Raw genomic sequence first — 25,918 nt, forward strand, 5'->3', positions numbered from 1 at the left:
GGTTACGCTTAGATTGATCATTTTTTAATCAAAAATAACTCATTGATTTTAAACGATATATTTCACAGAGCCCACAGCCACGCGGCTCATCTCAGGCTTGTGCACAAGCCTCGTCGCCAAACGCTTCGACGTGGACAACTTGAAAGGCATGTCAAGGGTAACAGGGGGAAAATCTGCCTACGCAGCTTCCACAGGAGATAGAGAAACGGCGCTGGATTCGGGTATGAGAAATCTAATCGGCAGCGACAAAAAAAGACGCCTCAGGCGTCTTTGGTACACCCCGGGAGCCAGGGTGAGTGAGTGGCGTCCCATAGGGGGTTCGAACCCCTGTTCCCGCCGTGAAAGGGCGGTGTCCTAGACCACTAGACGAATGGGACGCATCTGTCATCGAAGACGAGAATTGGTGGAGCCTAGCGGGATCGAACCGCTGACCTCAACACTGCCAGTGTTGCGCTCTCCCAGCTGAGCTAAGGCCCCACATCTCGTGAAGACGGAGCGCATATTACTGATTCGCTTCGGGTCCGTCAACACTTTTCGGGAAAGGAAGCTGGAAGCTGGAAGCTGGAAGAGCAGGCTCGCTCTCACCTACTCTTCCGTCAAGATTTTTCTTCCAGCTTCAAGCGGCGAAGCCGCGTCTTCCAGCTTATAGCTGCTTGTATTCCTTCTCGAAGCGTTTGGCCTGCTTCTTCGAGACGCCGCCTAGCACTGCGATGGCATGACGCAGGCGCGCACGAGTCATGTCCGAGCCGAGAATGGCCATGGCGTCCAACACCGAGGTAGAGCTCGGGGATCCGGTCACGGCGATGAATACGGGAGCCAGAAAGGCTTTCATTTTCAGTTCGAAGAGCTCAGCCAGGGCCTTGACCTCGGCCAGTAGCGCGTCCTTGTCCCAGCGACGCACTTCTTCCAGGCGCCATGTCAGGAATTGCAGCAGCTTGAGCAGTTCCTCGCGCTCGAGCTTGACGTCGGCGAAACTGCCCTCGTCGATCTTCGGCAAGCCAGAGAAAAAGTGACCGGCGAGCGGTGCCACGTCGGAGAGCGTCTCGACTCGTGGGCGCACCTGGGGCAGGATCTGACGCACGTACTCCTCGTTGAACGCCCACTGCTTGAGCGCCTCCAGAAAGGCATCGTCGTCGAGGTCCTCGCGGATATAGACGCCATTGAGCCAAGTCAGCTTCTCCAGGTCGAACACCGGCCCACCCAGCGAGACACGTTGAATATCAAAATGCGCCATCATCTCGTCGAGGCTGAACTTCTCGCGGTCGTCGGGCATCGACCACCCCATACGCCCCAGATAGTTGAGCACGGCCTGGGGCAGGAAGCCCATGCGCCGGTAATAGTTGATCGACGTCGGGTTCTTGCGCTTGGAAAGTTTGGACTTATCCGGATTACGCAGCAGCGGCATATGGCAGAGCACCGGCATCTGCCAGCCGAAGTATTCATAGAGCAACTGATGCTTGGGTGCGGAATTGATCCATTCCTCGCCACGCAGCACGTGGCTGATGCCCATCAGATGGTCGTCAACCACGTTGGCCAGATGGTAGGTCGGCATGCCGTCGGACTTTAGCAGAATCTGGGCATCGACCTGCGCCCAGTCCACCTCGATGGTGCCACGCAGCATGTCCTCTACTACACAGACACCCTCGTTGGGCACCTGCATACGTACCACATAGGGCCAGCCTTCGCGCTCGCGACGCGCCACCTCGCCTTCCGGCAGAGCCAGGTCAGCAGGCTTCAGCGCCAGGTGCAACCCCTCCGCCTTGCGCGCTTCGCGCAACTCGTCGAGTTCTTCACTGGTGCGGTAGCATTTGAAGGCATGACCTGCCTCGATCAATTGACGCGCATATTCACCATAGAGTTCGCTGCGCTCGCTCTGCCGATAGGGGCCATGGGGACCACCCACGTCGGGCCCTTCGTCCCACTCCATTCCCAGCCAACGCAGTGAATCGAGGATCATCCGTTCCGACTCATCGGTTGAGCGCGCTCGGTCAGTGTCTTCGATGCGCAGGATGAACTGCCCGCCGTGCTGTCGAGCAAAGCACAGGTTGAACAGGGCAATATAAGCGGTGCCTACATGAGGATCGCCGGTCGGCGACGGAGCGATGCGAGTACGTACGGTCATTGTCTTGCCAGATCCGTTGGGTGAATGAGCTTGCCGGCATTATACGCACTCGGCCGCCACCCATCAGCTTTGAGCGAGAAGACAGAAGATCGGCGCTGCGTGCTCCTTACCTCATGCAGCTTGCGGCTTGGTTGGGTGCCTATAGCACCAAGTGCTCACGGAACCAGTCGGTGATGAAGTCCAGGTAAGCACGGGTCTTGTCGGGCAGGTACTTGCGCGAGCGAAACAGCACCAGCATGCTACCGTGCTCGTTCCAGTAGGGTTGCAGCAAGGGGACCAGTTCCCCCGAGGCCACCGCGGCACGCGCGGCGAAGGTCGGCAGGTAAGCCAACCCGAAGCCAGCCTTCGCTGCCTCCACCACCCCCAGCAGGTTGTTGATCACCAGCCGCGAGTTCGGCTCGATGTCCAGCGGCTGCCCATCGAGCGAGAAACGCCAGTGGGCGCCCAGATCGTAATTGCCGTAGAAGATACTGTCATATTCATGGATATCCCGAGGGTGTAACGGCCGGTTGACGCGTGCCAGGTACTCGGGCGCGGCATACAGGCCATATACCACCTTGCAAAGGGGACGCGACACCAGGCTCGAGGGGGGCAACGGTCCCATGCGGATGGCCAGGTCCACCGAATCGTCGATGGGCTCGAAACGCTGATCCTCGAGCAGGATTTCCACGGCCACATCAGGATAACGGCGCATGAAGGCGGTGGTGGGTGGTGCCAGGTACATGAAGCCGAAACTGACTTGGGCGCTGACCTTGAGTTGCCCTCGCGGTCGAGCGGTGACTGATTGAACCTGCGCTTCAGCTGCCGAGAGTTCCTCGCGAATCCGCAACCCATGCTCGTAGTAGATCTGCCCGGCCTCGGTGAGATGCAGCGAGCGAGTCGAACGATTGAGCAGGCTCACCCCAAGCTCCTCCTCGAGAGCGGCGACCCGCTTGGAAGCCAGCGACTTGGAGATTCCCATGCGCCGGGCGGCCGCGGTGAAGCTTCCACTTCGCACTACCTCGACGAAGACTCGCAACGCATCCAGAGTTGCCACACCGGACTCCTTACACAAACGACGGCAGAGAATTCAAGCATGTTTCCACATTGGAAACACTAGTTTTCGATTGTACCCACTTATTCCGCAAAAGCCGACTGCCTATACTGCTTGTGCGTTCGGTGCTGGACTCGGATGAGAGCTCCCCCGAGCGTCAACGCCATCAGGCCAAGGCAATACCGCCAAGGCCTGGATGACGCCTTCAGTGCATTTCTGCTTGCGCGCGGCCGGTTGTTACCTAGACATCCGGCCCGCTTTTCTTTTTGCTTCTCCCTATCCTCTCCCCAAGAGAGTGCTCGCGCACCATAATGGGGCACTCCCGTGAAAAAAAGTTGTCACAGCGTTTGATGCGTGATCTTGCACAATCCCAGCGGGATACTGGAGCATCATGGACCCACTCTAGAGAAATGTAGCGATGGATGCCCTAGGTCCCCGAATCAAGCAGTTACGCCAACAGGCCAACCTCAACAAGGCGGCCTTGGCACGCCGGGTGGGGGTATCGGATGTCACCATTTCCTATTGGGAGTCCGGCGCCATCAAGCAGATCGGACATGAACGTCTGGTCGCGCTGGCTGATGCACTTGGGTGTCCCCTAAGCGAGTTGCTCGACGATCGTCCCCCACCATCGCCGAAAGTGCTTCAACTTGCCGATACTCCGCCAGTCCCGTGGCACGAGGCCGCGAAGCACAGCATCGCACTGCCGCTCGAGTTGCTTTTCTCCGCGACCGAACTCCAAAGGGATTGTTACCTGGTGACACCGGGACCTGACCAAGATTTCGACTTTCTACACCACGGCGATCTTGCGGCTGTCAGCCCCACGACGACTTTTCAGCATATCGGTCTCTACGTCATCGAGCACCGGGACAAGATCCAGGTTCGCCACCTCCAGCAGGACCCCACCGGCGAATTGCGCATGAGGGGGGAATCAAAGACCGATAGCGACACTATCGTCGTCGATGCCTCACTGCGGGTGCACGGCAAGGTGGAAGCTCGTTGGCGCTTGCAGTGACCAGTCACTCAGCCCGATCCGGTATTGGGGTCAAAGGTAAAGGGAGTGGAGTACTCAACGATGGTGCCCTGATGCCTCGACTCGGATGTCAGCGGCCCTCTGAGATATTCTCCTTGCTCACCAATCACTGCGCGAACTTTCCCAGGCTGAACACTAGCCGGCTGCATGGATACCGTGATCGAGTACTCGCCACGAGGTAGGCCGCTGCCAGGTCCAAGAGGCTCAGCCAGGAAATGTCCATCATTGACGCTGGTACGGATACGCCAGCGCACCCCGCTTGCCCGACGCTCGACAATGACCACCAGCTCAGTAGCATCCGGCAGGTTGGTCCGGCCTTCCACCCTCAGTCGACCGTCGGGGCGCTGCACTCCTGTTGCCGTGACATCGACAGGCTCAGGGAAGGGGGATACTTCAGTATCAGTATTCGCCTCAGAGGCAGCAGATTCGACCTCTTCGGATGGGCCCACCACCGACTCGGCGGTTTCCGCAGGTGCGCTTGAAAGCGAATCGCCGGTTTCGCCGTTACCACCACAGGCGGAAAGCGTCCAGGACGCCACCATGAGGATACCCAGGCTACGCAGCCAGCCGCTCCAAGCTCTCATTCGTGTCCTCCATGCGCCATGATGGACCACTGCCACCGTCTTGCCTCATACGAAACGCTTCAAGTCCCTGAATACTATCATTCACACAGTAGGACAATCAGATCGCAATGGGGCTTCGCCAAGAGAAGCGAAGCGATACCAGAAGCAGGGTAACGTGCCCCGGTAAGTGCTTACTAGCGGGACAACCCCATTATCTCTGGCTTTTTCAACTGAAAATGACATTAGACCGAAGACACGATGAGACCTTTCCAAAGGTATCGCGCACCATGCGCTCGGGCTGGTAGAATTTACAGCCCGTAAACTTCCGTGATTCGCTATGCCTGTGCTTGACCGTGCTTTCTCCGTCGCGCCGATGATGGATTGGACCACTCGCGATTACCGTGCCTTCGCACGCACGCTGACACGGCGCGCGTTGCTGTATACCGAGATGGTGACGACCGGGGCCATTCTGTACGGTAGCCCACGGGCGCGGTTCCTGGGTTACGACGAGGTGGAGCACCCGCTGGCGTTACAACTTGGCGGCAGCGATGCCGGAGAGTTGGCCGAATGCGCATCCATCGCCGAGGAGTGGGGGTACGACGAGGTCAACCTGAATGTCGGCTGCCCCAGCGACCGGGTGCAGAACAACCTGATCGGAGCCTGCCTGATGGGCCATCCCGAGAAGGTTGCAGCGGCGGTACAGGCGATGAATGATGCGGTATCGATTCCGGTGACCGTGAAATGTCGTATCGGGATCGACGACCAGGATGAAGATGCCGACTTGGAGCGTTTCATCTCAATGGTGGCGGATGCCGGCTGCAAGACGTTCATCGTGCATGCCCGCAAGGCCTGGCTGCAGGGCCTCTCCCCCAAGGAGAACCGCGAGGTGCCGCCGCTCAACTATGCTCGCGTGTACCGCCTGAAAGCCAATCACCCCGAACTGCATATTGGCATCAACGGCGGCATCAAGACGTTGGAGGAGTGCCAGGCTCAGCTCACCCACGTCGACAGCGTGATGGTGGGTCGCGAGGCCTACCAGAACCCCTGGCTGCTGGCCCAAGTGGATGAAGCATTGTACGGTGAACCAGGACCGGTCGAGAATCGCCATGCCGCGGCACGGGCCCTGCGACCCTATATCGCTGAACGGCTGGCCGAAGGCGCTCGACTCAACCATATCACCCGCCACCTGCTCGGCTTGTTCCAGGGCTGCTCCGGCGGGCGCCGCTTCCGTCGCCATCTGTCGGAAAACGCCCACCGTGACGGTGCCGGCCTTGCCGTGTTCGACGATGCCCTGGGTCTGGTTGTCGAGCAGCGAGAGGCGGAGCTTGCTTGACTCCGCCTCGGAATCAAACCAGCGGCAGATGCTCCGACGTGCCACCCAACTGCCTGGCGACAAGCCGCCCGAGGCGCTGAATCCCCTCGTCGATGCGTGCTGGTTCGACGGTAACGAAGGAAAGTCTCAGCGTGTTGGACTGGGGCGCCGTCGCATAGAACGGAGCCCCCGGCACGAACGCCACTCGTTCACGAATCGCCTCGGTCAATAGCTCAGTACTGTCCAGTGACTCGGGCAGCGTCACCCAAATGAACATTCCCCCTTCAGGCCGGTTCCAATGCACGCCTTCGGGCATGTATTGCCCCAACGCCGCGAGCATGGCCTGACAACGTTCGGCATAGAGCGCGCGAATTCCCGGGATGTGCCCCTTCAGGAAGCCTTGACTCACAATCTCGTAGATCACCTGCTGGGTGAAACTCGGAGTATGCAGATCAGCCGCCTGCTTGATCTGCACCAGCTTGGCGATCAAGGGGTCATCAGCGATGACATACCCAAGTCGGAGCCCCGGTGCCAACACTTTGGAAAACGACCCTAAATGAATCACCTGCTTCGGCGCCAGCGAGCGCAGGCTGGCCAGCCGCTCCCCCTGGTAGTCGAGGTCACCGTATGGATCGTCCTCGACGATCGGCAAGTCATGCTCGCGGGCAATAGCCGCAAGAGCTTCACGACGTGAGAGCGGCAGCCGTCGGCCGGTCGGGTTCTGGAAGTTGGGCAAGGCGTAGAGGAAACGCGCGCCGTCAATGACCTCCGGAGTCAGTGTCTCGGGTCGCAATCCCTGCTCGTCGCTGGCGACCGAAATGTATTCCGGCTCGAACAGCGAGAATGCCTGCAGCGCGCCTAGATAGGTCGGTGTTTCCACCAACACGCGACTACCAGGGTCGATCAATGCCTTGGCGACCAGATCCAATGCCTGCTGTGACCCGGTGGTCAACAGTACCTGGGAAGGCCGTACCTCGGCGCCGTCACGGGAATACTCCTTGGCAATCCACTCACGCAGTTTGCCAAGACCTTCGCTCGGACCATATTGCAGTGCGCTCTCCGCCTGCTCTCCAAGCACCTTCCTGGTCGCCACCTGCATCGCCTCCACAGGAAACGTGGCCGCCGAGGGCAAGCCGCCAGCGAATGAAATCATATCCGGCTGTTCTGTCACCTTCAGGATTTCACGGATGGCGGAACTGGTCAGCGCGTTGGCGCGCCGGGAAAACGGCCACTGCATGGGAGCCTCTCAATGGTAGGTAGGTAGTACACGAACGGCGGATTGATCATCTTAGGCCCCTTTGCCGCCAAACGCAGCTTCCGGAAATCATCAAGCCGGCTCGAAGCCGGTATCGAACCGTGACTGGAATGACTCCACGGCATTCTCGGCTTCCTCGATAGCCTCGAAGCGCGCCACATGAAACAGGGCTTCACCTTCATTGGCGAGCGGCAGGTTACTCATGCCGATGACGATGCCATCGGCGTTGGCCTTTACCTCTCCTTCGGCATTGCCGAAGGGGTCGGCCACCACGCCCAGCACCTCTCCCTTGGCCACTCTTGCCCCCAAGCGAACCTTGGGACGCAGAATGCCGTCGATGGGGGCTCTCGCCCAGCTTGAGCCTTCAGCAACTTCAGCTGGCCGTGGAGTACGTCGGCGACGCTTACTGGCTAGCATACCGATTGCGCGCATCACCCGCAGCACTCCCCGTACACCCGGTGCGATCGCCCACTCGTCGAAACGCAGCGCCTCGCCAGCCTCATAGGTTAGTACTGGCACGCCACGACCTTGGGCATAGTGGCGGATACTGCCTTCGCGCAACTCCGCATTGAGGATCACCGGCACTCCGAATGCCATGGCCATAGCGTCGGTTTCACTGTCGGGAATCAGCTGAGCTCGAATCTGCGGCAAGTTGGTGCGATGAATCGCCCCGGTATGCAGATCGATGATATGGGTGGCCTGGTCGACAATCTGTTCGCGAAACAGCGCCGCCACCCGCGAACCTAGCGAGCCCGATTCGCTGCCCGGAAAGCAGCGGTTGAGATCACGCCGGTCAGGAAGATAGCGAGTGTGCTGCACGAAGCCGAAGACATTGACGATAGGCACGGCAATCAGTGTTCCACGCAAGGGCTGGATCGCCTTGGAACGCAGGAGACGGCGCACGATCTCCACACCGTTGATCTCGTCGCCATGGATGGCTCCGCAAACCAGCATCACGGGGCCACTCTGGCGCCCATGCACCACTTCCACCGGAATATGCAGTGGTGCATGGGTGTAGAGCTTGGCGACAGGCACGTCAATCTGAGCGCGCGAGCCCGGGGCCACACGGGTACCAGCAAGTTCGAAAGGAGCACGAGCCATGGAGCGGTATCCTGACAGGAACACTGTTTCCTTTATACCTTTCCATCAGCGCGATGACGAGCCTTGCTCCGATGATGGCCCCTTCTCTCATAGGCAACAGCTTAATTATACAACCACGAATGTAAGTATCTGGGGTTATACGATAGAATGGGCGGCAACGAACGAATGGCGACTCGAGGTCCTTGTCCCTATGGCCAGAAAAACCAAGGCGGAAGCCGCTGCGACCCGCGAAGCACTGCTGGATGCCGCCGAAGAAGTCTTTTACGAAAAAGGCGTGGCACGTACCTCCTTGGAAGAGATCGCCCGCCATGCCGGCATGACGCGTGGAGCGGTATACTGGCACTTCAAGAATAAGGCCGATCTTTTCATGGCCTTGCTGGATCGGGTCCGCATGCCCTTCGAGGAATTGGTCGAGGAGATCAACGACCCGGCCCTTACCGAATCCCCCTTGGAAGCCATCCGACTGACGTGTCACAAGGCGCTGGCCAGGCTGGAGCAACCCCACTACCGGCGCATTCACTCCATTGTATTGCATCGCTGTGAGTTCTTCAGCGATATCAACCCTCTGGAAATGCAAGACCAGCTCGCACGCGAGTGCGACGAAGAATTGCGCGAGCACTTTCGGCTGGCCCACGAACACGGCCTGCTCAAGCCAGGCTTGACTCCCGAGATCGCCGCCCGGTTGTTGCATTCGACCCTGGGCGGCCTGATACATGACTGGCACCGTAACACCGACAGCTTCTCCATCAGTGAGGACGGCCGCGAACTGGTCGACGCCCTGTTCGACTTGATGCGACGCTGATCGCGCCCAAGTCACTAACGCAATCATTCTTGCTGCAACGCAACAAAAACCCGCTACACTCATGGCGTGTGCAGCAGGAGAACGATCTTATGGACAACCTGGAACTCGTTCGCGTGCGCGAACTGGAAGTAGCGGTGCGCATCTGGCACCCCAATGCTCCTCGAACCCTGCTTGCCTGGCATGGCCTGGCACGTCACGGCGGGGATTTCGCCGCCCTGGCGCGGGAACTGGGACCAAGCTGGCGGATCCTGGCACCCGACACTCCTGGTCGCGGACTGTCGAGTTGGTCGCTGTTTCCCGCCCACGACTATCTCTACAGCCATTACATGACGGTGGCGGCAGCACTGCTCGACCACTTCGACCTGGAGCGAGTCCCCTGGTTGGGAACCTCGATGGGCGGTCTGTTGGGTATACTACTGGCTGCCCACGATGAGCATCATGCTCGCATCGAACGGCTGATCATCAATGACGTGGGGCCAGAGCTTGAACAGGAAGGGCTGATCAGCCTGAGTAGCTATTTCACGATGCCCCACCGCTTTTCGACCTTCAGTGACCTGTTACAGGAACTGAAACGCCACTACACGGGGTTCGGCATCGATAGCGACGAGGCCTGGCGGGAACTGGCACTGAACAGCGCACGCCGCCTGCCCGACGGTAACTGGACCTTCCACTATGACCCACGCATCGTCGAGCAATTCGTTCACGACACACCTCGCGATACCTGGGCCGACTGGCGGGCCATCCGCTGTCCATTGATGGTCATTCGTGGCGCGGACTCTCCGCTACTTAGCCAGGCGGTGGTCCAGCGCATGCACGAAGAGCAACCAAGCCTGGTCAGTTTCGAAGTACCGGGATGCGGCCACGCCCCGATGCTTGACCGCGCGACCCAAGTCGAGCCAATACGCGCCTTCCTGAGCAAGCCCCACGCCGCATTCCGGCCAGTTACACGCGAGGAAGCTCCCTTCTGGATACGCGGTTGGCATTGGCTGAGACGCCTGCTGACTCCCTGAGACTCTTTCAATGCATGGCATGCTTGCCATGACGCTGCAGCGTACGCAGCCTGCGGAGTCGGGTTCGGGCATCCAGATACTTGGATCGGGGCACAGCGCGGTAAGCTTGTTCATCAGCCAGGTATTTGACCAGTACCCAGCGCTCACCGGGGCTGGGAATGGCACCACGCTTGGCATGCAGGACGACCTCGACGGCCGGATCCTCTTCCAGGGTAGCGCGATACAGGTCGCCCTCCTGCCCCTCTGCCTTGACAATCACCGATTCTCCCAGCAGCGAGCACTGGCAGGCAGAGCGAAAGCGATGCAAGCGCGGCTGCAACTTTCGGCACAGGGCTACACTGAGCGGAGCGGCCAAGGCCAGGGCCCCCCACAACACCACCAACCCCAATGGCAGCCGTAGCATCCCCAATGGCAGGAAGCGCAGCACCAGCAGCTCGATGGCCATGGCGGCCAAGGTACCGAAACCCAATAGCAGGGTCAGTGCCACCGATACCGGTACACCCGCAAAGCCCAACGATACCAAGGCACTGGCCAGGTGGTCTTCACGCAAGCTGTCATGCTCGAGAAACTCGATCGGTGCCAGGCCAATGGCCACTAGCAACCAATAGATGGCCATCAAGCTCAACAAGGCCACGAGAATGACGGCGGGAAAGCTCAAAGCGGTTTGGATCAGCAATTCCATAGCTGGCCCTCCTCACTGTTCACCAAACGTCGGGCCGACATACTGCGCGGCATGTCAAGCGTTGACGGCAGCCGGCGACAAGCCTCTTGCACCTTTCCAGTGTAGTAGGTCCTGCTCATGCACCACCAGCAAGTTCCTGACACAAAAAGGCCGCCCCCTATACCGGAAGCGGCCCTGTAGGCGCGACTATCCACGCGTCAGGTGGAAGGTTCGGTCACCTTGCCGCGCTTGTCAGCCAACCATTGCTGGACGCGCGCGATCATCACGTAGAAGGACGGCACGAAGAAACTGGACAGGATAGCCACCGACACCATGCCCATGGCCACTGTGGTGCCGATATGGTGACTACTGGTGTCACTGGCACCGGTCGCCAGAGCCAGCGGCAAGGTTCCGAAGATGAACGCCAGCGAGGTCATGACGATCGGCCGGAAACGCAGTTCCGAGGCAATCACCGCGGCGTCGCGAATCGACTTGCCCATCTCGCGACGCTGCAACTCGGCGAACTCGACGATCAGAATGGCATTCTTGGCCGCCAGGCCCACCACCACCAGCATGCCGATCTCCACATAGACACTGGTCTCCAGCCCTCGCAACACGATGCCGCCGATGGCTCCCAGGAAGGCGAAGGGTACCGCGGTGATCACCGCCAGCGGCAATGCCCAACTCTCGTATTGCGCGGCCAAAATCAGGAAGATCATGACGATGCCGAAAACGATGGCAATAGTGGCCGCATTACCCGCACTCACCTCTTGATAGGAGGTCCCGGTCCAGCCCATGCCCCAGCCGGAGCCCAGGGTCTCATTGACGACTTCCTGCATGGCGGCGATCGCCTGGCCCGAGCTGTAGCCGGGCGCCGCCTGGCCCTGGAACTGAGCAGCGGGATAGACGTTGAAGCGCGTCATGACCGCAGGAACCGCCTGACGCTCCAGGGTGACGAATTCCGATAGTGGAATACGTTCGCCCTGACCACCGCGGACGAAGATTCCATTCAGGTCTTCCGGTGTCTGGCGAAACTCCGACTCGTTCTGCAGAAAGACCTGGAAGTTGCGGTTACGATAGGTGAAGTAATTGACGAAACCCTGCCCCAGGGTATTCGACAGCGTCGTGTTCAGATCATCGAGCGACACACCGTAACTAAGCGCTTTCTCCTGATCGATGCTGGCACGATACGACGGCACGTTGGCACTAAAGGTGGTGAAGACCTGACTCAGTTCGGGACGCTGGTTGGCCGCCTGCATGACCTGAAAGGCGGACTGCTGGAGTTCCTGAGGGCTCGCCCCGGTATAGGATTGCAAATAACCGGTAAAACCGCCGGTCGTCGACAGCCCGATGATCGGCGGCATATTGAAGGCCATCGCCGATCCGCCCTCGATCATGGCGCCGGCCTGCATGACCTTACCGATCAATTCCTCGACCGTGAGTTCGCGCTCCTCCCACGGAACCATGCTGATGAATATCACACCACGCGCGGTATTGACCGAGCTGGTCAGCATGTCGTAGCCAGCTACGGCGGTGGAATAGGCCACGCCCGGGGTCTGCTCGATCTCGTGACTGAGCTTTTCCATGTAGGCTTCGGTGCGTGCCAGTGAAGCCGCATCCGGTAATGAGATGCTGGCAATCACGATCCCTTGATCGGTTTCGGGCACCAGGGTCGAAGGCGTATTCTGATACATCCAGTAGGAAGCACCAAGGGTGGCTACTGTCAGGATCAGAGTCAGCCCCCAATATCTGACCATCACACGCACGACCCAGAGATAGAGACTAGTCACCCCAGCGAAGCCACGATCGAACAGCCGCAAAGGCGTCTGCACAGCACGCAGCAACTTCGAGTCGTAGACCTGTTTCTTGTGCTTGACGAAAAGCGCACACATCGCCGGCGTGAAAGTCAGAGCTACCACTGCCGAAATCGCCACCGATACCGCGATGGTCAGGGCGAACTGCTGGTAGACCTGTCCGGTGAAACCGCCCAGGAAGGCCACGGGCACGAACACCGCCGCCATAATGAAGGAGGTGGCAATGACTGGTCCACCGACCTCCTTCATGGCCTGCATCGCGGCCTTGGGTATCGAAATCTCATCGTCTTCCTCGAGAAGACGCTCGACGTTCTCGACCACCAGGATCGCATCATCCACCACGATACCGATGGCCAGTATCATGGCAAACAGCGTCAGCAGGTTAATCGAGAAGCCAAATAGATAGAGACCGGCAAAGGTCCCCACCACCGAGACCGGCACTACCGACATGGCGATCAGTGTCGTGCGCCAATTCTGCAGGAACACGAAGACGATCACCGCAACGATCAGGAACGCTTCGATGAAGATTTCGGCGACGGTATCCACCGACGCCCCGATGAACAGCGTGGTGTCATAGGGCACCACATAGTCCAGCCCCGCCGGGAAACGCTCCGACAGCTGCCCCATGGTGTCCCTGACCGCCTCGGCGGTTGACAGGGCATTGGCTCCCGGTTGCTGGTTGATGAGAATCGGTGCCATGGCACTGCCATTGAGACGTGCCTCTACCCCGTAACTCGACGCTCCCAATTCGACACGCGAGACATCATCCAAACGCAACGCCGAGCCATCGGGATTGGTGCGCAGAATGATGTTGCGGAACTCTTCCGCACTCGTCAGACGCCCGGGTGCCGTAACGGTATAGCTGTAAGCTCGTGGGTTACCGTTAGGCACCTGAGCCAGACCGCCTGCCGGTATCTCGGTGTTCTGCGAACGTATCGTATTGGCCACTTCGGCGGGCGTCAGGTCGTATTGCGCCAGCTTGTCCGGATTGAGCCAGATGCGCATGGCGAATTCGCCACCGCCCAACACCTGCGCATTGCCCACGCCAGGAACTTGACGCAGCTCATCGAGAATATTGAGCGTGGCATAGTTCTGCATATAGATGTTGTCGTACTCGCCAGTGGGCGAGATCAACGCGGCAAACATCAGAATGCTGCTGGAACTCAATTCGACGGTCACACCCTGGGCTTGCACGGCTTCCGGCAATGACGACAAGGTCTGCTGCACCCGGTTGTTGACGTTGATGGTATTGGTATCGCCATCGGAATCGATACTGAAGGCGATCCCCATATTCATCGTGCCGCTGTCCGAACTGGTCGAAGTCATGTAGAGCATGTTCTCGACCCCGTTGATCGCCTCGGCCAAAGGAGCTGCCACCGTCTGCGATATCGTCTCGGCGTCGGCCCCCGGGAAGGTGGCCTCCACCGTGACTGTCGGCGGCACCACCTCGGGATATTGCTCGATAGGCAGGATGCGCATCGCCATCAAGCCGACCAGTACCACGATGATCGAAATGACGGTGGCGAATATTGGCCGCTTGATAAAGAAATTGGAAATAACCATCGATCAGGCCCCGTCTGCCTCGTCCGTTTGCAGATCTCCTTCGGAGCCGGCACCGGTCTCCTGAGGTGTCTCGGTTTCGGCCACCTTATGTGCCTCGCCATCGAAAGGCTGCGGCTCGATAACCCTGCCTGGCTGTAGACCGGCAGGATCACCGGCCACCACACGATCACCGGTCTCGATCCCGGAAGCGATGATCAGCCAAGAGCCGGCGGTCTCCAACGGCTCCACAGTACGGGCACGGACCTTGTTTTCTTCATCGAGTACGAAAACCTGGGGGCCCATCAACCCTTCGGTCACTGCAATTTCCGGCACCGCCAGCACATCGAACCGCTGAAGTCCCGTAAGCTTCACGCGCACGAACTGGCCAGGCAAGAAGAGGCCATCCGGATTGTCGAAGGTAGCGCTGGCTTCCACGGTACTGGTGCGCTCACTGACTCGCACTCCCAAGAACTCGAGTTGCCCCTGCAGCCTCTGGGGCTGGCTGCTGTTGGAAGCTGGGAACACCAGTTCGGCGGTAATGTTGCCGCTATTTTGCTGACGTTGACGGCGGAGCTTCAACGCATCCGCTTGAGGCAACTGAAAACGTACTTCGAGCGGATCCAGCGGAGTGATGGTAACCAGCTCCGTACCGGCATCGACCAGATTGCCGACATTGACCTCACTGAGACCGATCATGCCCGCCACCGGTGCCTCGACGCTGGTGTAGTCGAGGTCGATTCGGGCGCTGTCGAGCGCTGCCTGGGCCTGTGCCACATTGGCGCGCGCGACCAGCAATTCGGACTGGGCCTGATCGTATTGCTGTCGGCTGACGGAGTTCTGCCCCAGTAGCCGCTCGTAACGGTTGGCATCTCGCTGGGCCCGACTCAGCTCGGCCTCGGCACTCTGTAGATCGGCTTCGCGCCGGCGTACTTCCGCCTGGTACACCAGAGGTTCAATGGTATAGAGGCTTTCTCCTTTCTCGACCAGGTCGCCAGGCTCGAAGAGACGCTCCTCGAGAGTACCGTTAACGCGAGCCACCACCGTGACTTCATTATCGCTGCGCAGCATGGCGGGATAGGATTTGTCGAGCGAGATGTCCCGTGGCGCCATCTCCATCACCTGGGCCGGCACGGGTGGTGGCGCCTGCTGCTGCTCGGACGGCGACGCTTCCTGCTCGCCTCCACAACCGGCCAATAACAGGCCAAAGCTCAACAGCAACGGCGTCATCCATATACGCTCACTTTTCATGGTCAACATCTATTTCAGTCCCTATTGGCCGCATGGAACGGCACTGCGCTCCATGCCTGTCTTTTGCTTCGCTGCCTGGTCAATCAGGATCTTGGCAGACAAGACGGAAACATCCCGTTCGATCAACGACGCGGCGGTGCGCCAATGTCCAATGCATCGCGGTAGGCGACGCTGCCACGCTCGAATTCCAGAGAAACGGGCTCGCCGGCTTTCAACTGCGCATTCAGTTCCTCGATATCCTCGGCATCCAGCGTTCCCGCCTGCTGGAACAACTCCAAGCGGTCCAGCACGAAGTCGTAACGCGCCTCGGCGAACGCTGCGACGGCATCGTAGAGGTTTTGCTCGGCATTCAGCACATCGACGATATTGCGCGTTCCGACCTCGTATCCGGAACGCGTCGCTTCCAGGGCACTGCGGTTGGACACGACCGCCTGTCGGCGCGCCTCGACGGTCGCTACATCGTTCTGTACGCGCGTGAAAAGCGATCGCACCTGCTGAATGGTATTACGGCGCTGGGCCTCGGCATCGTACTGGCTGGCTTCGAGTTCGAAGGTGTTCTGGCGAATCTGGGCACTGGTGGTACCGCCGGTATAGAGCGGCATGCTGGCTCTCAGCCCGACCTGGCTGGACGAGTCATGGCCACTGACCAGCTCGTTGTCGCTATCTGAGTAATCATAGTTGGCAAAGGCTTCGACGATCGGCAGCCTGGCCGCACGTGCCACGTCGAGCCCGCTGCGCGATACCTCGACACCTGCCTGAGCACTCTTGAGCACGGGGCTATTGGCCAGCGCCAGCTCCACCCACTCATCACGCCCGGTAGGTGTAGGAATGTCGATCGGCATGTCCCCGCTCAGACTATCGATACTCTCGTAGCGCTTGCCGGTGAGCCTTTCGAGTGCCTCGAAGCTGACCTGCAAATCGCTCTGTGCCACGATACGCTCGGCCCGGGCCTCATCGAAGCTGGCCATGGCGTCCTCGACATCGGTGATGGCAACCAAGCCAACCTCGAACTGCTCACGGACCTGTTCCAACTGGCGCTCGATGGCTCGCTCCTGCGCCTCACGCGCGGCCAGAACATCATTGGCACGCAGAATCTCGAAATAGGCGTTGGCCACATCAAGCAGCAATTGCTGCTCGCTGGCTGCCAAGTTGAAAGCTTCCTGCTCGATTTGACGTTCAGCCTGTGTCACCTCACGACTAGTGGCAGCATCGTATAGCGCCTGGCTGGCCTCCAGGCTGGCACCGGCACTGCTAAAAGCGTCGTCCTGCGTGCCACGGGTTATGGACTGCAAAGTGGAGTCCTGGGTGTCATAGGTCCGGTTATAAGCCGCCTCGGCCGAAGCGTTGATCTGCGGCAACAGACCACCTCCGACGACATCCCGACCAGCTTCCGTACTGGATAGACGCGCTCGAGCTGCTGCAAGATCGGCATCGTTTTCCAATGCATCGCGAGTGATAGTCAGCAAATCTGCCGCATGCGCCTGACCGCCCAGCACCATGACGGTCAAGAGTGACAGCGCGGCGCGGCGCTTCAGTGAAGCAGGCCACCAACCGGCAAAAGCCTTTTCGTGCTTGTGCGACATCGGAATTCCTTTCTAGATCGCGAGAACGCAGCGATTATAGCTACATTCATGTATGTATACTACCTTTGCATAGTTACCTTTCTTTTTCTTTACACAACAAATACCTGCTTGCGGCCAAGTAACCTTGACGTTGAGGACCGAGGCAGAAAGTTAATTCCTCAGCTTTGGTTGAGGTCAAGAAATATGGCTTGCCAGGATGATGCGGTAGGATAGTCAGGCGCCTCGATAAGCTTCGAGACGATCCAAGGTGCGCTCGACAGCGCTGCGATAGACACCGCCGAACAGCAGCAAGTGATTGAGCAGCGGATACAACTGGAACAGCGCCTGGCGCCGCGGCCAGTCATCAGGGCGGGGGCCATTCCAGTAGGCGTCGAAAAACGCCTGGGAGGGGGAGCCGAACAGGGTGAGCATGGCCAGGTCGACCTCAGGATAATGTCGGTACACCGCCGGATCGATGACCGCCGGACCACGCGCGGTATGCAGCACGTTGCCCAACCACAGGTCGCCATGCACCAGACTCGCCGGGGCATCCGGCAACCACTCCTCGAGCGAGGTCGCCACCACCTCAAGGCGTTCGCGCAGCCGGGTATTCATCAGCCCTCGTTCATGACAGGCGGCGGCCATGGGCAGCAGACGCCGCTCGCGCTGGAAGGCGCGGCCGTCGGCGAGTGGCGCATTGGGTTGCGGCGTGCGCCCACAGGCGTTGTCGCGATACCAGCCATGGGTGTCCGCCGTCACCGAATGCAGTTCGCGAAGTCCCTCGCCCAACACCACCTCATTCGGGGTAGACGACAGCGCGCTGGCCAGCGCTTCCATCACTAGCCAACCATCCGCCTCACCCAACACTTCCGGCACCACCAAGCGAGTGCGGGCATTGCGCAACGCCCGCAAGCCATCGGCCTCGCCAGCCAAGCGCTCGGGGTCGTCATGCTTGATCACCACCATCCCCAGGTCAGTGTCGAGACGGTAGACGGCGGCAATATCGCCACCGGCCAAGGGCCGCAGCTTTCCCAACGGCGTCAGCCCCAATGCCGACAGCAACTTCCGCAGATGACGCTCCATCTCGGCCTCCTCTCCGCTTCTTGTTGCACGCAAAGAAACCATACTGACACGATAGATCCCTATCACTATGGCAAACATCCCCGGGCTGTATCCGAAACGTCGCCGCGAACGGCAGCCTTCTGACAAAGCCAGGGGTTATCGCACAGGAGCGCTTAATATGTACAAACTGGCCTTCTTCGTTCCCATAAAAGATGCTGAAAGCGTCAAGGAAGCCATCTTCGCCACAGGCGCCGGACGCATCGGCGACTACGAAGCCTGTTGTTTCCAGACCCTGGGTACCGGGCAGTTTCGCCCCCTCGACGGCGCCAACCCGCATATCGGCCAGGTCGGCGACCTGGAGCAGGTCGAGGAACTCAAGGTGGAGTTGGTATGCAAGGACTCGTTGATCCGCGACGCCGTCGCGGCCCTGAAGGCAGCCCACCCCTACGAGGAACCGGCCTACGACGTATGGACGCTGGAAGAGATCTGAGCGTGGGTAAGTCCATCGCGCAGCGACGCCGTACCTGTACACTTACCGGTACGTCATGCAAGGGAAGCGCTGAATAAATCGGCGAGCATGCTCAAGCGCAAGGCGCCCGGAGCACAGGAACCGGAGCATATGGGGTATATGTGAGGATTCCGCGCACCGCGCAACGCAGCGATTGAGTAGCGCAGACATTTATGCAGTGTTTCCCAAGGTCACAACGGAAACGACCACAAAGGAGAGACACGATGCCCATTGCCATGATCACGGGAGCCACGTCAGGCTTTGGACGCGCCAGCGCCCGCCGCTTCGCCGCCGCCGGCTGGTCGTTGATCTTGACCGGGCGCCGCACGGAGCGGCTAGATGCCCTGAAGCAGGAGCTCGGCAAACAGGTAGACGTGCTGACCATTACTCTGGACGTACGCGATGCCGAGGCGGTGGCAGATGCCGTCGCCAGCCTGCCAAGCAACTTTCGCCCGCTCACCTGCTTGGTCAACAATGCCGGTCTGGCACTGGCCCCGGAGCCGGCGCAGAAGGTCGATCTCAAGGATTGGCACACCATGATCGACACCAACATCACCGGCCTGGTCAATGTTACCCATGCCGCCCTGCCGCTGCTTATCGAAACCGGCGCAGGCGCCAGCATCATCAACCTGGGCTCGGTGGCCGGACATTGGCCCTATCCCGGCGGCCATGTGTACGGTGCGACCAAGGCCTTCGTCGAGCAGTTCACCTACAACCTGCGCTGCGACCTGCTGGGCACCGGCGTGCGGGTGACCGACATCGCTCCCGGCATGGCGGAAACCGAATTCACCCTGGTCCGCACCAAGGGCGATCAGGCCGCCTCCGACAAGCTGTATCGCGGTACCACCCCGCTGCAGGCGGAAGATATCGCCGAGCAGATCTACTACGTCGCCACCCTGCCCGACCATATCAACATCAACCGCCTGGAAGTCATGCCGACACGCCAGGCGTGGTCTGCGTTCAACATTGATAGGGATTAAGCGCTGCCGAAATAACGCTCCCGATCTTCCGGCGTGATATCGCTGATATGTAGTGGGAAGGCGCCCTGCTCACGATCGGCATAGAAGTGGTGCAGGGTGCGCTCGATGGTGGGAAAGGCCAGTTCGTCCCAGGGGATCTCATGCTCCTCGAACAGCGCCACTTCGAGGCTTTCGGGGCCAGCGTCGAAACTACCCCACAAATCGGCAAGGAAGATCATGTAGACTTGGTTGATATGTGGGAGGTTGATCAAGGTATAGAGCCCATGGAGCGACACCTCGGCACAGGCCTCTTCTAGCGTCTCGCGGGCTGCGGCCTCCAGAGTGGTCTCGGCGTTCTCCATGAAGCCGGCCGGCAGGGTCCAGTAGCCCTTGCGCGGCGCGATGGCGCGCTTGCACAGCAGGATCTTGGTACCCTTGACCGGTAGGGTACCGGCGACGATGCGCGGGTTCTGGTAATGGATGGTGCCGCAGGCCTCGCAAATGTAGCGCGGACGGTCGTCGCCATCGGGAATCGCGAAGTGGACGCTGTGTCCACAGTGGCTGCAAAAATTCATGGGACTCCTTACACGGGCCTGACCGGCAGCCGGGAGCATCGGCGCTTGACGCTCCTCGGCGGGCTGGGTACAAGAGATGAAACCCAGTGGAAGTTCCATGTTAGAGAATCTTCGCGAGCGCCTGCAAGCGCACACGCCCCGCCGACTTGTCACCCAACTGCCCCAGGCCGCGGTTTTGCTGCCAATCGTCGCGCGCGCCGAGCCCACGCTGCTGTTCACCCGCCGTGCCGATCACCTCAAGCAGCACAGCGGCCAGGTCGCCTTCCCCGGCGGCAAGCGCGAGCCCGGCGACCGCGACCTACTGGCCACCGCCCTGCGCGAGGCGGAGGAGGAGATCGCTCTGCCCCCCGAGCGAGTCGAGCTGCTCGGCCGGCTCGGCGACCTGATTTCGCTGCACGGCATCGCGGTCACGCCCTATGTCGGCCTGATTCCGCCCAACCTGCCGCTGCGCCCCGACCCGAGCGAACTCGACGCCATCTTCGAGGTACCGCTGCAAGTCTTCCTCGACGACTGCCGCAGCCATACCGATGTCATCACGGTCGACGATCGCCCCTGCTACGTACCCAGCTACCGCGCCGGCGAGCACGTGATCTGGGGGCTGTCGGCGATGATGCTGGTGGAGCTGATGGCCGAGGGCTTTGGCTGTCAGATCAGTCTCGACAGTGCCCCCGCCGGTAGCCGACTATGCTATTTCCCTCCCCGCAGGACGATGACCGAGGCACTGGAGCCCTCTCCGTCCCCTCATGAGCCCACCTGACATCATGACGCCCGTCAACAGTGCACTGGCTGCCCCCCTAGACAATGACAAGCTGGCCCCGCTGGTCGATGCCCTGGTGGAATGCGGCTGGTTCGTTGGCGAGAGCTTCATCGATGCCGAACTGTGCCAAGCACTGTACGATGAGCTGATGACACTTGCCGCGCACGATGCGCTGGACGCTGCCGGCATCGGCCGCGGCAAGCAGCACAGTCTGCGGCGCGATATCCGTGGCGACGCCATCCACTGGCTAGACCGAGAAACCCTCCCCCAGCGCCAGTACCTCGCCACCATGGGCACACTACAGCACGAACTCAACCAAGCGCTGTATCTCGGGCTGTTCGAATTCGAGGCGCACTTCGCCCACTACCCGTCCGGCGCCTTCTACAAGAAACACGTCGACAGCTTCCAGGGACGCGCCAACCGTGTGGTTTCCACGGTGCTCTACCTCAACCCCGACTGGCCTGCCAATGGCGGCGGCGAAATGGCCCTGTTCGACATCAGCGACCCTGAGCGCGAAGTGGCACGCATCCTGCCCCGCGCAGGCACCTTCGCCTGTTTTCTCTCCGAGACGGTGCCTCACGAAGTGCTGCCCACCCGCCTGCCGCGCGCCAGCATCGCTGGCTGGTTCCGTCGTAATGCCTCGTTGGGCGGATTGATCGACCCGGCCAGATAAACTCCCCTTGGCTTTTATGCGTCGTGCTTGAATTACACTTTCGTCGAATTGATCACAATAGTGATGATCACAATACTGATCAAACAAGCCGCAGTCACACCAACAGGCTTGATCCACAAAAACCCTGACCCGCCTTCAGAGGTGACGACAATGACAACCGCCGCACGTCAGTTCACTCGCACGACGATTTCCGCCGCCATTCTCGGTGCCTCCTTGCTTGCCATCAGCACTCCGACCCTGGCCAAGGAACTGCGGATGGGCTTGATCACGCCTCCACAGCACATCTGGACGCAAACTGCTGAGCAGTTCGCCGAAACCGTAGCCGAGCGCAGCGACGGCGAGCTGAGCGTCTCGATCTTTCCCGCCGGGCAGCTCGGCGACGAGCCGGCGATGTTCTCGCAGCTGGGAACCGGCCTGCTCGACATGGGCATCATGACCGCAGCGATTACCAGTCAGCGTGAACCCTCACTCAACGGCTGGTTCACCCCCTTCCTGTTCGATAGCGTCGCCGACGCTGCTGAGGCCACAGAAACCCCGGCGGCCCAGCAGATGCTCGCCGACCTCGAGGGCAAGGGCCTGCATGCCTTCGGCTACACCTTCGCCGGCATGCGCCACATCCTGATGCGCGACACTCGGGTCGAAAGCCTCGAGGACGTGGCCAACCAGAAGATCCGCATCATCCCCATCACCACCATGCAGACCTGGTGGCGTGCCGTCGGTGCCACGCCGACCCCGGTTCATCTGCCCGATGTCTATCAGGGACTGCAGAACCGCATGCTCGACGGCATCGACATCGACCTCGACGCCCTGGTTGGCTCCGGCTTCTACGAAGTCGCCGAGTACCTCACCTTCACCAATCACATGGCCTTCCCGGCAGTGTCGGTGATCAGCCAGGCCACCTGGTCGTCACTCTCCGACGAGGAGCGCGAACTCCTCGATGAGGCCATGCAGGAAGCCCTGGCCTGGGGCACTCAGGCGCAGATCGAAGCCGAAGCGGACAACCTCGCGTACCTCGAGGACACCATCGATGTCTTCTCCCTCGAAGATGCGCAAGCCGTGTTCGAAGAGGCCAACCAGGCTTTCGCCGAACGCTTCGGCGGCCATCCGGTGATCAATGCTTTCCAGCAGGAAGTGACCGAGCGTCAGGCAGGCCAGTGAGCCTCCCCGAGGACGCCATCCCCCCGCTGACGAGGTGACGGGCATGCAAACCATGACGACTGGATATCTGGCGCGCCCGGCAGGGCGCTTGAACCGGGCAAGCCGCCTGCTGGCGGCTCTCGAACAGGGCCTATGCAGCGGGCTGATCGTGGCCTTCAGCCTGCTGCTGATGATCAACGTGATCACCCGCTATGCCTTCAATAGTCCGCTTTTCTTCGCCGAGGAACTGGCCGTCTACATCCTGATCTGGATGGCCTTCCTGGCAATCTCGCTGGCGATCCACCATGACCAGCACGTGCGCCTAACCATGCTGGTCGGGATCCTGCACACCGGCGTGCAACGCCTTTGCTACTGGCTCACCGAGCTGCTGTGCCTGGCCATCCTGGCGGTATTGCTGTGGCACTCCATCGGCTGGATTCGCTCGCCCTCGGTGGCCTTCGACATCGCCATCACCCTGGACTGGCCCAAGTGGCACTTCTATCTGATCGTGCCGATCTTCTGTGCCACCTCGATCTTCCACATCCTGGCCAGGCTGCCGGACCGTTCGCGCACCGTCTTCGCCCTGGCCAGCGACGACGAGGAGGAGTGAGCCATGACCCTCTCCATCTTCATCCTGATGATGCTGCTCGGCATGCCGATCGCCTTCGTGCTGCTCGCCTCGACGTTCGCCTTCGTGGTCAGCAGCGGCAACTATCGGGTGCTCGAGACCCTGCCCCAGGTACTGTTCGGCTCCCTGGAAGTCTTCGATCTGCTGGCGATCCCGCTGTTCATCCTGCTTGGCGAGATCATGAACGAGGGCGGTATCACCAAGCGCATCATCCAGGCCGCGCGCGCCTGGTTCTCGTGGATTCCGCACAGCATCGCCTACGTCTCGCTGACCTCGAACCTGATGCTGGCCTCGATCATGGGCTCGGCCACCGCCCAGATCGCCATCATGAGCCGCGTGATGACGCCGGAGCTGGAGCGCGACGGTTACGACAAGGGGTTCGCTGCCGCCCTGACGGCGGGCGCCGGCCTGCTGGGACCGATCATTCCGCCCTCGATGATCTTCATCATCTACGGCGTGATCGCCCAGGTATCGATCGGCGCCATGTTCCTGGGCGGGATTCTGCCGGGCTTGGCCCTGTTCGTGCTGATCAGCGGCCTGATCGCGCTGATCGCCAGGAAGGCCAGAACCGGCCAGGGCAATGGCGAGGCCAGGATTGCCCGCTGGCAGGCCACCAAAAGCGCCCTGCTAACGCTGAGCATTCCCCTAGTGATCGTCGGCGGTATCGCCTTCGGCATCGTCACCCCCACTGAGTCCGCGGCCGCGGCCACGCTGATGGCGCTGATCATCGGCGGCCTGGTGTTCCGGGAACTCAACTGGACGCGACTGCCCGGCGTGCTGCAGCGCACGGCGCGCAACACCGCCATCGTGCTGTTCCTGATCGCCGCGGCCAAGGCCTTCGGCTGGGTGCTGGTCTACAACCAGATTCCGCAACAGGTTGCGGCGCTGATGCAGGGCGCCACCGAGAGCCCGCTGATCTTCATGCTGCTGGTATTCGCCATGCTGATGGTGGTGGGCATGGTGCTCGACGGCATNATGGTGCTCGACGGCATCGCCGCGCTGATCATTCTGGTGCCGATCCTGCTGCCGGTCGCCCAGGGCAGCTACGGCATCGATCCCATCCACTTCGGTATCGTCACCTGCATGACGCTGACCCTGGGCCTGCTCACGCCCCCGGTAGGCGCCGGGCTCTATGTCGCCTCGGCGATCAGCAACGTCAGCCTGCCACGCATCACGCTGTGGATCGCGCCGTTCATCCTGGCGGCCTGCCTGGTGATCCTGCTGATCATCTTCAATCCCTCGCTGGTCGCCGTCTTCCGCTAGGCGTCCCGCCACGCATCACTGCCAACGAATACGAAGAGGTGCAACATGAACCAAGACACCATCATCATCGCCGGCGGCGGCATCGGCGGCCTGGCCGCCGCCCTCGGCCTGGCGCGCCAGGGCCTGCCTTCCCTGGTGCTTGAGAAGGCACCCGAACTCGGCGAGATCGGTGCTGGCATCCAGATCGGCCCCAACGCCTTCCATGCCTTCGACTACCTCGGTGTCGGCGACGAAGCCCGTGCCAAGGCGGTCTACATCGACAATCTGCTGCTCATGGACGCCATGGAAGACCGGCAGATCGCTGCCATCCCCCTGGACGAGAAATTCCGCGAGCGTTTCAACAACCCCTACGCGGTGGTGCATCGTGCCGACCTGCACCGGGTGCTGCTCGATGCCTGTGAGGCCAACGATCTGGTTGAATTGCGCACCAGCGCGGAAGTCGTCGACTACTCGCAGGACGATGACGGCGTAACGGTCACGCTCAAGGGTGACGAAGCCATCGGCGGGCGCTGTCTGATCTGCGCCGAAGGGCTGTGGTCGAACATCCGCCAGAAGGTGGTCGGCGACGGCGCACCGCGTGTTTCCGGCCACACCACCTACCGCTCGGTGATTCCCACCGAGCAGATGCCTGAGGAGTTGCGTTGGAACGCCGCCACCCTGTGGGCCGGCCCCAAGTGCCACATCGTCCACTACCCGCTCAAGGGCGGCGAGGTCTACAACCTGGTGGTGACCTACCACAACGACGCCCCTGAACCGGTGGCCGGCAAGCCGGTGACCAAGGAAGAGGTGAACCGGGGCTTCGCGCATATCGCCGAACGGCCGCGCCAGATCATCGAGCATGGCAAGAACTGGAAGATGTGGGTGCTGTGCGACCGCGATCCCGATGACCACTGGATCGACGGCCGCGTTGTGCTGCTCGGTGATGCGGCCCATCCGATGCTGCAATACATGGCTCAGGGCGCCTGCATGGCCATGGAAGATGCGGTCTGTCTCTCCTATCACCTGGGCAACAAGCAAGATCTCTTTGATGCCTTCGAGGCCTATCGCAACGACCGCTTCGCGCGCACCGCACGGGTCCAGACCTATTCACGCCTGATGGGCGAGTACATCTACCACCCCGATGGCGGCAAGGCAGCCATGCGCAACGCCACCATGCGGGCCATGACACCCGACGACTTCTACGACCGTATTGAGTGGCTGTATGGCGGCAGCGGCCTGAGCAACGTCACCCAATAAGAGCCTCAAGGTCTGCGGCGCGTCGGTCAGGCGGGTGTTGTCTGGCCTAGCTCGCGAGACCTTGA

23 protein-coding genes and 2 tRNA genes are annotated in these 25,918 nt (G+C 60.6%); 12 read left to right on the forward strand and 13 right to left on the reverse strand.

Going from position 1 to position 25,918, the window contains the following annotated elements; translation table 11 throughout:
• Positions 1–301 precede the first annotated feature (301 nt).
• The 4 genes from IE093_RS09535 to IE093_RS09550 all read right to left on the reverse strand — a co-directional run bounded on the left by IE093_RS09535 (position 302) and on the right by IE093_RS09550 (position 3,158).
• Positions 302–377 (reverse strand) — tRNA-Glu (locus IE093_RS09535).
• Positions 378–401: 24 nt separating this feature from the next.
• Positions 402–477: transfer RNA gene (locus IE093_RS09540), tRNA-Ala, on the reverse strand.
• Positions 478–643: 166 nt separating this feature from the next.
• Positions 644–2,122, reverse strand: a complete 1,479-nt coding sequence (gene gltX / locus IE093_RS09545; protein ID WP_189468535.1) for a glutamate--tRNA ligase — start codon at positions 2,120–2,122, stop codon at positions 644–646.
• 139 nt (positions 2,123–2,261) lie between these two features.
• Positions 2,262–3,158: a LysR family transcriptional regulator gene (locus IE093_RS09550; protein WP_189468537.1), complete on the reverse strand. Its 897-nt coding sequence runs from the start codon at positions 3,156–3,158 to the stop codon at positions 2,262–2,264.
• 415 nt (positions 3,159–3,573) lie between these two features.
• On the opposite strand from IE093_RS09550, the gene IE093_RS09555 reads away from it, so the two are divergent.
• Complete coding sequence (locus tag IE093_RS09555; protein WP_189468539.1) at positions 3,574–4,167, forward strand: helix-turn-helix domain-containing protein; 594 nt, start codon at positions 3,574–3,576, stop codon at positions 4,165–4,167.
• A gap of 8 nt (positions 4,168–4,175) precedes the next feature.
• On the opposite strand, the gene IE093_RS09560 is transcribed toward IE093_RS09555, so the two are convergent.
• Entirely contained in the window at positions 4,176–4,769 is a 594-nt protein-coding gene (locus tag IE093_RS09560) for a hypothetical protein (protein WP_189468541.1), read from the reverse strand.
• A 316-nt stretch (positions 4,770–5,085) separates the two neighbouring features.
• On the opposite strand from IE093_RS09560, the gene dusA reads away from it, so the two are divergent.
• Positions 5,086–6,081: a tRNA dihydrouridine(20/20a) synthase DusA gene (dusA, locus tag IE093_RS09565; protein WP_189468543.1), complete on the forward strand. Its 996-nt coding sequence runs from the start codon at positions 5,086–5,088 to the stop codon at positions 6,079–6,081.
• A 13-nt stretch (positions 6,082–6,094) separates the two neighbouring features.
• Here the strand turns inward: dusA and IE093_RS09570 are convergent, their stop codons facing one another.
• Positions 6,095–7,297 carry an aminotransferase-like domain-containing protein gene (locus IE093_RS09570; RefSeq protein WP_189468545.1) on the reverse strand — a complete coding sequence of 401 codons (1,203 nt, stop codon included), beginning with the start codon at positions 7,295–7,297 and terminating at the stop codon, positions 6,095–6,097.
• A gap of 90 nt (positions 7,298–7,387) precedes the next feature.
• Positions 7,388–8,416, reverse strand: a complete 1,029-nt coding sequence (locus IE093_RS09575; protein ID WP_189468547.1) for a succinylglutamate desuccinylase/aspartoacylase family protein — start codon at positions 8,414–8,416, stop codon at positions 7,388–7,390.
• 190 nt (positions 8,417–8,606) lie between these two features.
• Here IE093_RS09575 and IE093_RS09580 point away from each other — a divergent pair, with 190 nt between their 5' ends.
• A complete protein-coding gene (locus tag IE093_RS09580; protein WP_189468549.1) occupies positions 8,607–9,218 on the forward strand; it encodes a TetR family transcriptional regulator in 612 nt (203 codons plus the stop codon).
• Positions 9,219–9,307: 89 nt separating this feature from the next.
• The gene (locus IE093_RS09585) at positions 9,308–10,228 is read left to right on the forward strand and encodes an alpha/beta fold hydrolase (protein ID WP_189468551.1); all 921 of its coding nucleotides are present in this window, start codon (positions 9,308–9,310) and stop codon (positions 10,226–10,228) included.
• Positions 10,229–10,235: 7 nt separating this feature from the next.
• Here IE093_RS09585 and IE093_RS09590 read toward each other — a convergent pair whose 3' ends face one another.
• The 5 genes from IE093_RS09590 to IE093_RS09610 form a co-directional block, all read right to left on the reverse strand.
• Positions 10,236–10,910 carry a hypothetical protein gene (locus IE093_RS09590; RefSeq protein ID WP_189468554.1) on the reverse strand — a complete coding sequence of 225 codons (675 nt, stop codon included), beginning with the start codon at positions 10,908–10,910 and terminating at the stop codon, positions 10,236–10,238.
• 197 nt (positions 10,911–11,107) lie between these two features.
• Positions 11,108–14,266: an efflux RND transporter permease subunit gene (locus IE093_RS09595; RefSeq protein WP_189468556.1), complete on the reverse strand. Its 3,159-nt coding sequence runs from the start codon at positions 14,264–14,266 to the stop codon at positions 11,108–11,110.
• Between the two features lie 3 nt (positions 14,267–14,269).
• Positions 14,270–15,502 (reverse strand): efflux RND transporter periplasmic adaptor subunit, encoded by a 1,233-nt coding sequence (locus tag IE093_RS09600; RefSeq protein ID WP_422730973.1) that lies wholly within the window; start codon positions 15,500–15,502, stop codon positions 14,270–14,272.
• Positions 15,503–15,615: 113 nt separating this feature from the next.
• Positions 15,616–17,076 (reverse strand): TolC family outer membrane protein, encoded by a 1,461-nt coding sequence (locus tag IE093_RS09605; protein ID WP_189468558.1) that lies wholly within the window; start codon positions 17,074–17,076, stop codon positions 15,616–15,618.
• A 213-nt stretch (positions 17,077–17,289) separates the two neighbouring features.
• The gene (locus tag IE093_RS09610; protein WP_189468560.1) at positions 17,290–18,138 is read right to left on the reverse strand and encodes a fructosamine kinase family protein; all 849 of its coding nucleotides are present in this window, start codon (positions 18,136–18,138) and stop codon (positions 17,290–17,292) included.
• Between the two features lie 157 nt (positions 18,139–18,295).
• Between IE093_RS09610 and IE093_RS09615 the strand changes: the two genes are divergently transcribed.
• Both IE093_RS09615 and IE093_RS09620 read left to right on the forward strand, forming a co-directional pair.
• Entirely contained in the window at positions 18,296–18,607 is a 312-nt protein-coding gene (locus tag IE093_RS09615; protein ID WP_189468562.1) for a YqfO family protein, read from the forward strand.
• A gap of 242 nt (positions 18,608–18,849) precedes the next feature.
• Positions 18,850–19,605: an SDR family NAD(P)-dependent oxidoreductase gene (locus IE093_RS09620; RefSeq protein WP_189468564.1), complete on the forward strand. Its 756-nt coding sequence runs from the start codon at positions 18,850–18,852 to the stop codon at positions 19,603–19,605.
• Here IE093_RS09620 and IE093_RS09625 read toward each other — a convergent pair.
• Complete coding sequence (locus IE093_RS09625) at positions 19,602–20,159, reverse strand: NUDIX hydrolase (RefSeq protein WP_189468566.1); 558 nt, start codon at positions 20,157–20,159, stop codon at positions 19,602–19,604. The genes IE093_RS09620 and IE093_RS09625 overlap by 4 nt on opposite strands.
• A 97-nt stretch (positions 20,160–20,256) precedes the next feature.
• Between IE093_RS09625 and IE093_RS09630 the strand changes: the two genes are divergently transcribed.
• From IE093_RS09630 to IE093_RS09655, 6 genes are all read left to right on the forward strand, one after another.
• On the forward strand, positions 20,257–20,916 hold the full coding sequence (locus tag IE093_RS09630) for a CoA pyrophosphatase (protein ID WP_189468568.1): 660 nt from the start codon (positions 20,257–20,259) through the stop codon (positions 20,914–20,916).
• A 4-nt stretch (positions 20,917–20,920) separates the two neighbouring features.
• Entirely contained in the window at positions 20,921–21,589 is a 669-nt protein-coding gene (locus IE093_RS09635; protein WP_189468570.1) for a 2OG-Fe(II) oxygenase, read from the forward strand.
• Positions 21,590–21,739: 150 nt separating this feature from the next.
• Complete coding sequence (locus tag IE093_RS09640) at positions 21,740–22,747, forward strand: TRAP transporter substrate-binding protein (RefSeq protein WP_229803438.1); 1,008 nt, start codon at positions 21,740–21,742, stop codon at positions 22,745–22,747.
• A 43-nt stretch (positions 22,748–22,790) separates the two neighbouring features.
• The gene (locus IE093_RS09645; RefSeq protein ID WP_189468572.1) at positions 22,791–23,336 is read left to right on the forward strand and encodes a TRAP transporter small permease; all 546 of its coding nucleotides are present in this window, start codon (positions 22,791–22,793) and stop codon (positions 23,334–23,336) included.
• Positions 23,337–23,339: 3 nt separating this feature from the next.
• Entirely contained in the window at positions 23,340–24,617 is a 1,278-nt protein-coding gene (locus IE093_RS09650) for a TRAP transporter large permease (protein ID WP_189468574.1), read from the forward strand.
• 45 nt (positions 24,618–24,662) lie between these two features.
• Complete coding sequence (locus IE093_RS09655; protein ID WP_189468576.1) at positions 24,663–25,853, forward strand: 3-hydroxybenzoate 6-monooxygenase; 1,191 nt, start codon at positions 24,663–24,665, stop codon at positions 25,851–25,853.
• The last annotated feature ends 65 nt before the right edge of the window (positions 25,854–25,918 follow it).

It is taken from the genome of Litchfieldella qijiaojingensis (assembly GCF_014651875.1).
GTDB lineage: Bacteria > Pseudomonadota > Gammaproteobacteria > Pseudomonadales > Halomonadaceae > Litchfieldella > Litchfieldella qijiaojingensis.

Coding starts and splice junctions, on each gene's coding strand:
- IE093_RS09600 (WP_422730973.1), bottom strand. CDS start 15,502: ATGTTGACCATGAAAAGTGAGCGTATATGGATGACGCCGTTGCTGTTG.
- IE093_RS09560 (WP_189468541.1), bottom strand. CDS start 4,769: ATGAGAGCTTGGAGCGGCTGGCTGCGTAGCCTGGGTATCCTCATGGTG.
- IE093_RS09610 (WP_189468560.1), bottom strand. CDS start 18,138: ATGGAGCGTCATCTGCGGAAGTTGCTGTCGGCATTGGGGCTGACGCCG.
- IE093_RS09655 (WP_189468576.1), top strand. CDS start 24,663: ATGAACCAAGACACCATCATCATCGCCGGCGGCGGCATCGGCGGCCTG.
- IE093_RS09630 (WP_189468568.1), top strand. CDS start 20,257: ATGTTAGAGAATCTTCGCGAGCGCCTGCAAGCGCACACGCCCCGCCGA.
- IE093_RS09580 (WP_189468549.1), top strand. CDS start 8,607: ATGGCCAGAAAAACCAAGGCGGAAGCCGCTGCGACCCGCGAAGCACTG.
- dusA (WP_189468543.1), top strand. CDS start 5,086: ATGCCTGTGCTTGACCGTGCTTTCTCCGTCGCGCCGATGATGGATTGG.
- IE093_RS09645 (WP_189468572.1), top strand. CDS start 22,791: ATGCAAACCATGACGACTGGATATCTGGCGCGCCCGGCAGGGCGCTTG.
- IE093_RS09605 (WP_189468558.1), bottom strand. CDS start 17,076: ATGTCGCACAAGCACGAAAAGGCTTTTGCCGGTTGGTGGCCTGCTTCA.
- IE093_RS09570 (WP_189468545.1), bottom strand. CDS start 7,297: ATGCAGTGGCCGTTTTCCCGGCGCGCCAACGCGCTGACCAGTTCCGCC.
- IE093_RS09555 (WP_189468539.1), top strand. CDS start 3,574: ATGGATGCCCTAGGTCCCCGAATCAAGCAGTTACGCCAACAGGCCAAC.
- IE093_RS09625 (WP_189468566.1), bottom strand. CDS start 20,159: ATGAATTTTTGCAGCCACTGTGGACACAGCGTCCACTTCGCGATTCCC.
- IE093_RS09620 (WP_189468564.1), top strand. CDS start 18,850: ATGCCCATTGCCATGATCACGGGAGCCACGTCAGGCTTTGGACGCGCC.
- IE093_RS09615 (WP_189468562.1), top strand. CDS start 18,296: ATGTACAAACTGGCCTTCTTCGTTCCCATAAAAGATGCTGAAAGCGTC.
- IE093_RS09585 (WP_189468551.1), top strand. CDS start 9,308: ATGGACAACCTGGAACTCGTTCGCGTGCGCGAACTGGAAGTAGCGGTG.
- IE093_RS09595 (WP_189468556.1), bottom strand. CDS start 14,266: ATGGTTATTTCCAATTTCTTTATCAAGCGGCCAATATTCGCCACCGTC.
- IE093_RS09635 (WP_189468570.1), top strand. CDS start 20,921: ATGACGCCCGTCAACAGTGCACTGGCTGCCCCCCTAGACAATGACAAG.
- IE093_RS09575 (WP_189468547.1), bottom strand. CDS start 8,416: ATGGCTCGTGCTCCTTTCGAACTTGCTGGTACCCGTGTGGCCCCGGGC.
- gltX (WP_189468535.1), bottom strand. CDS start 2,122: ATGACCGTACGTACTCGCATCGCTCCGTCGCCGACCGGCGATCCTCAT.
- IE093_RS09590 (WP_189468554.1), bottom strand. CDS start 10,910: ATGGAATTGCTGATCCAAACCGCTTTGAGCTTTCCCGCCGTCATTCTC.
- IE093_RS09640 (WP_229803438.1), top strand. CDS start 21,740: ATGACAACCGCCGCACGTCAGTTCACTCGCACGACGATTTCCGCCGCC.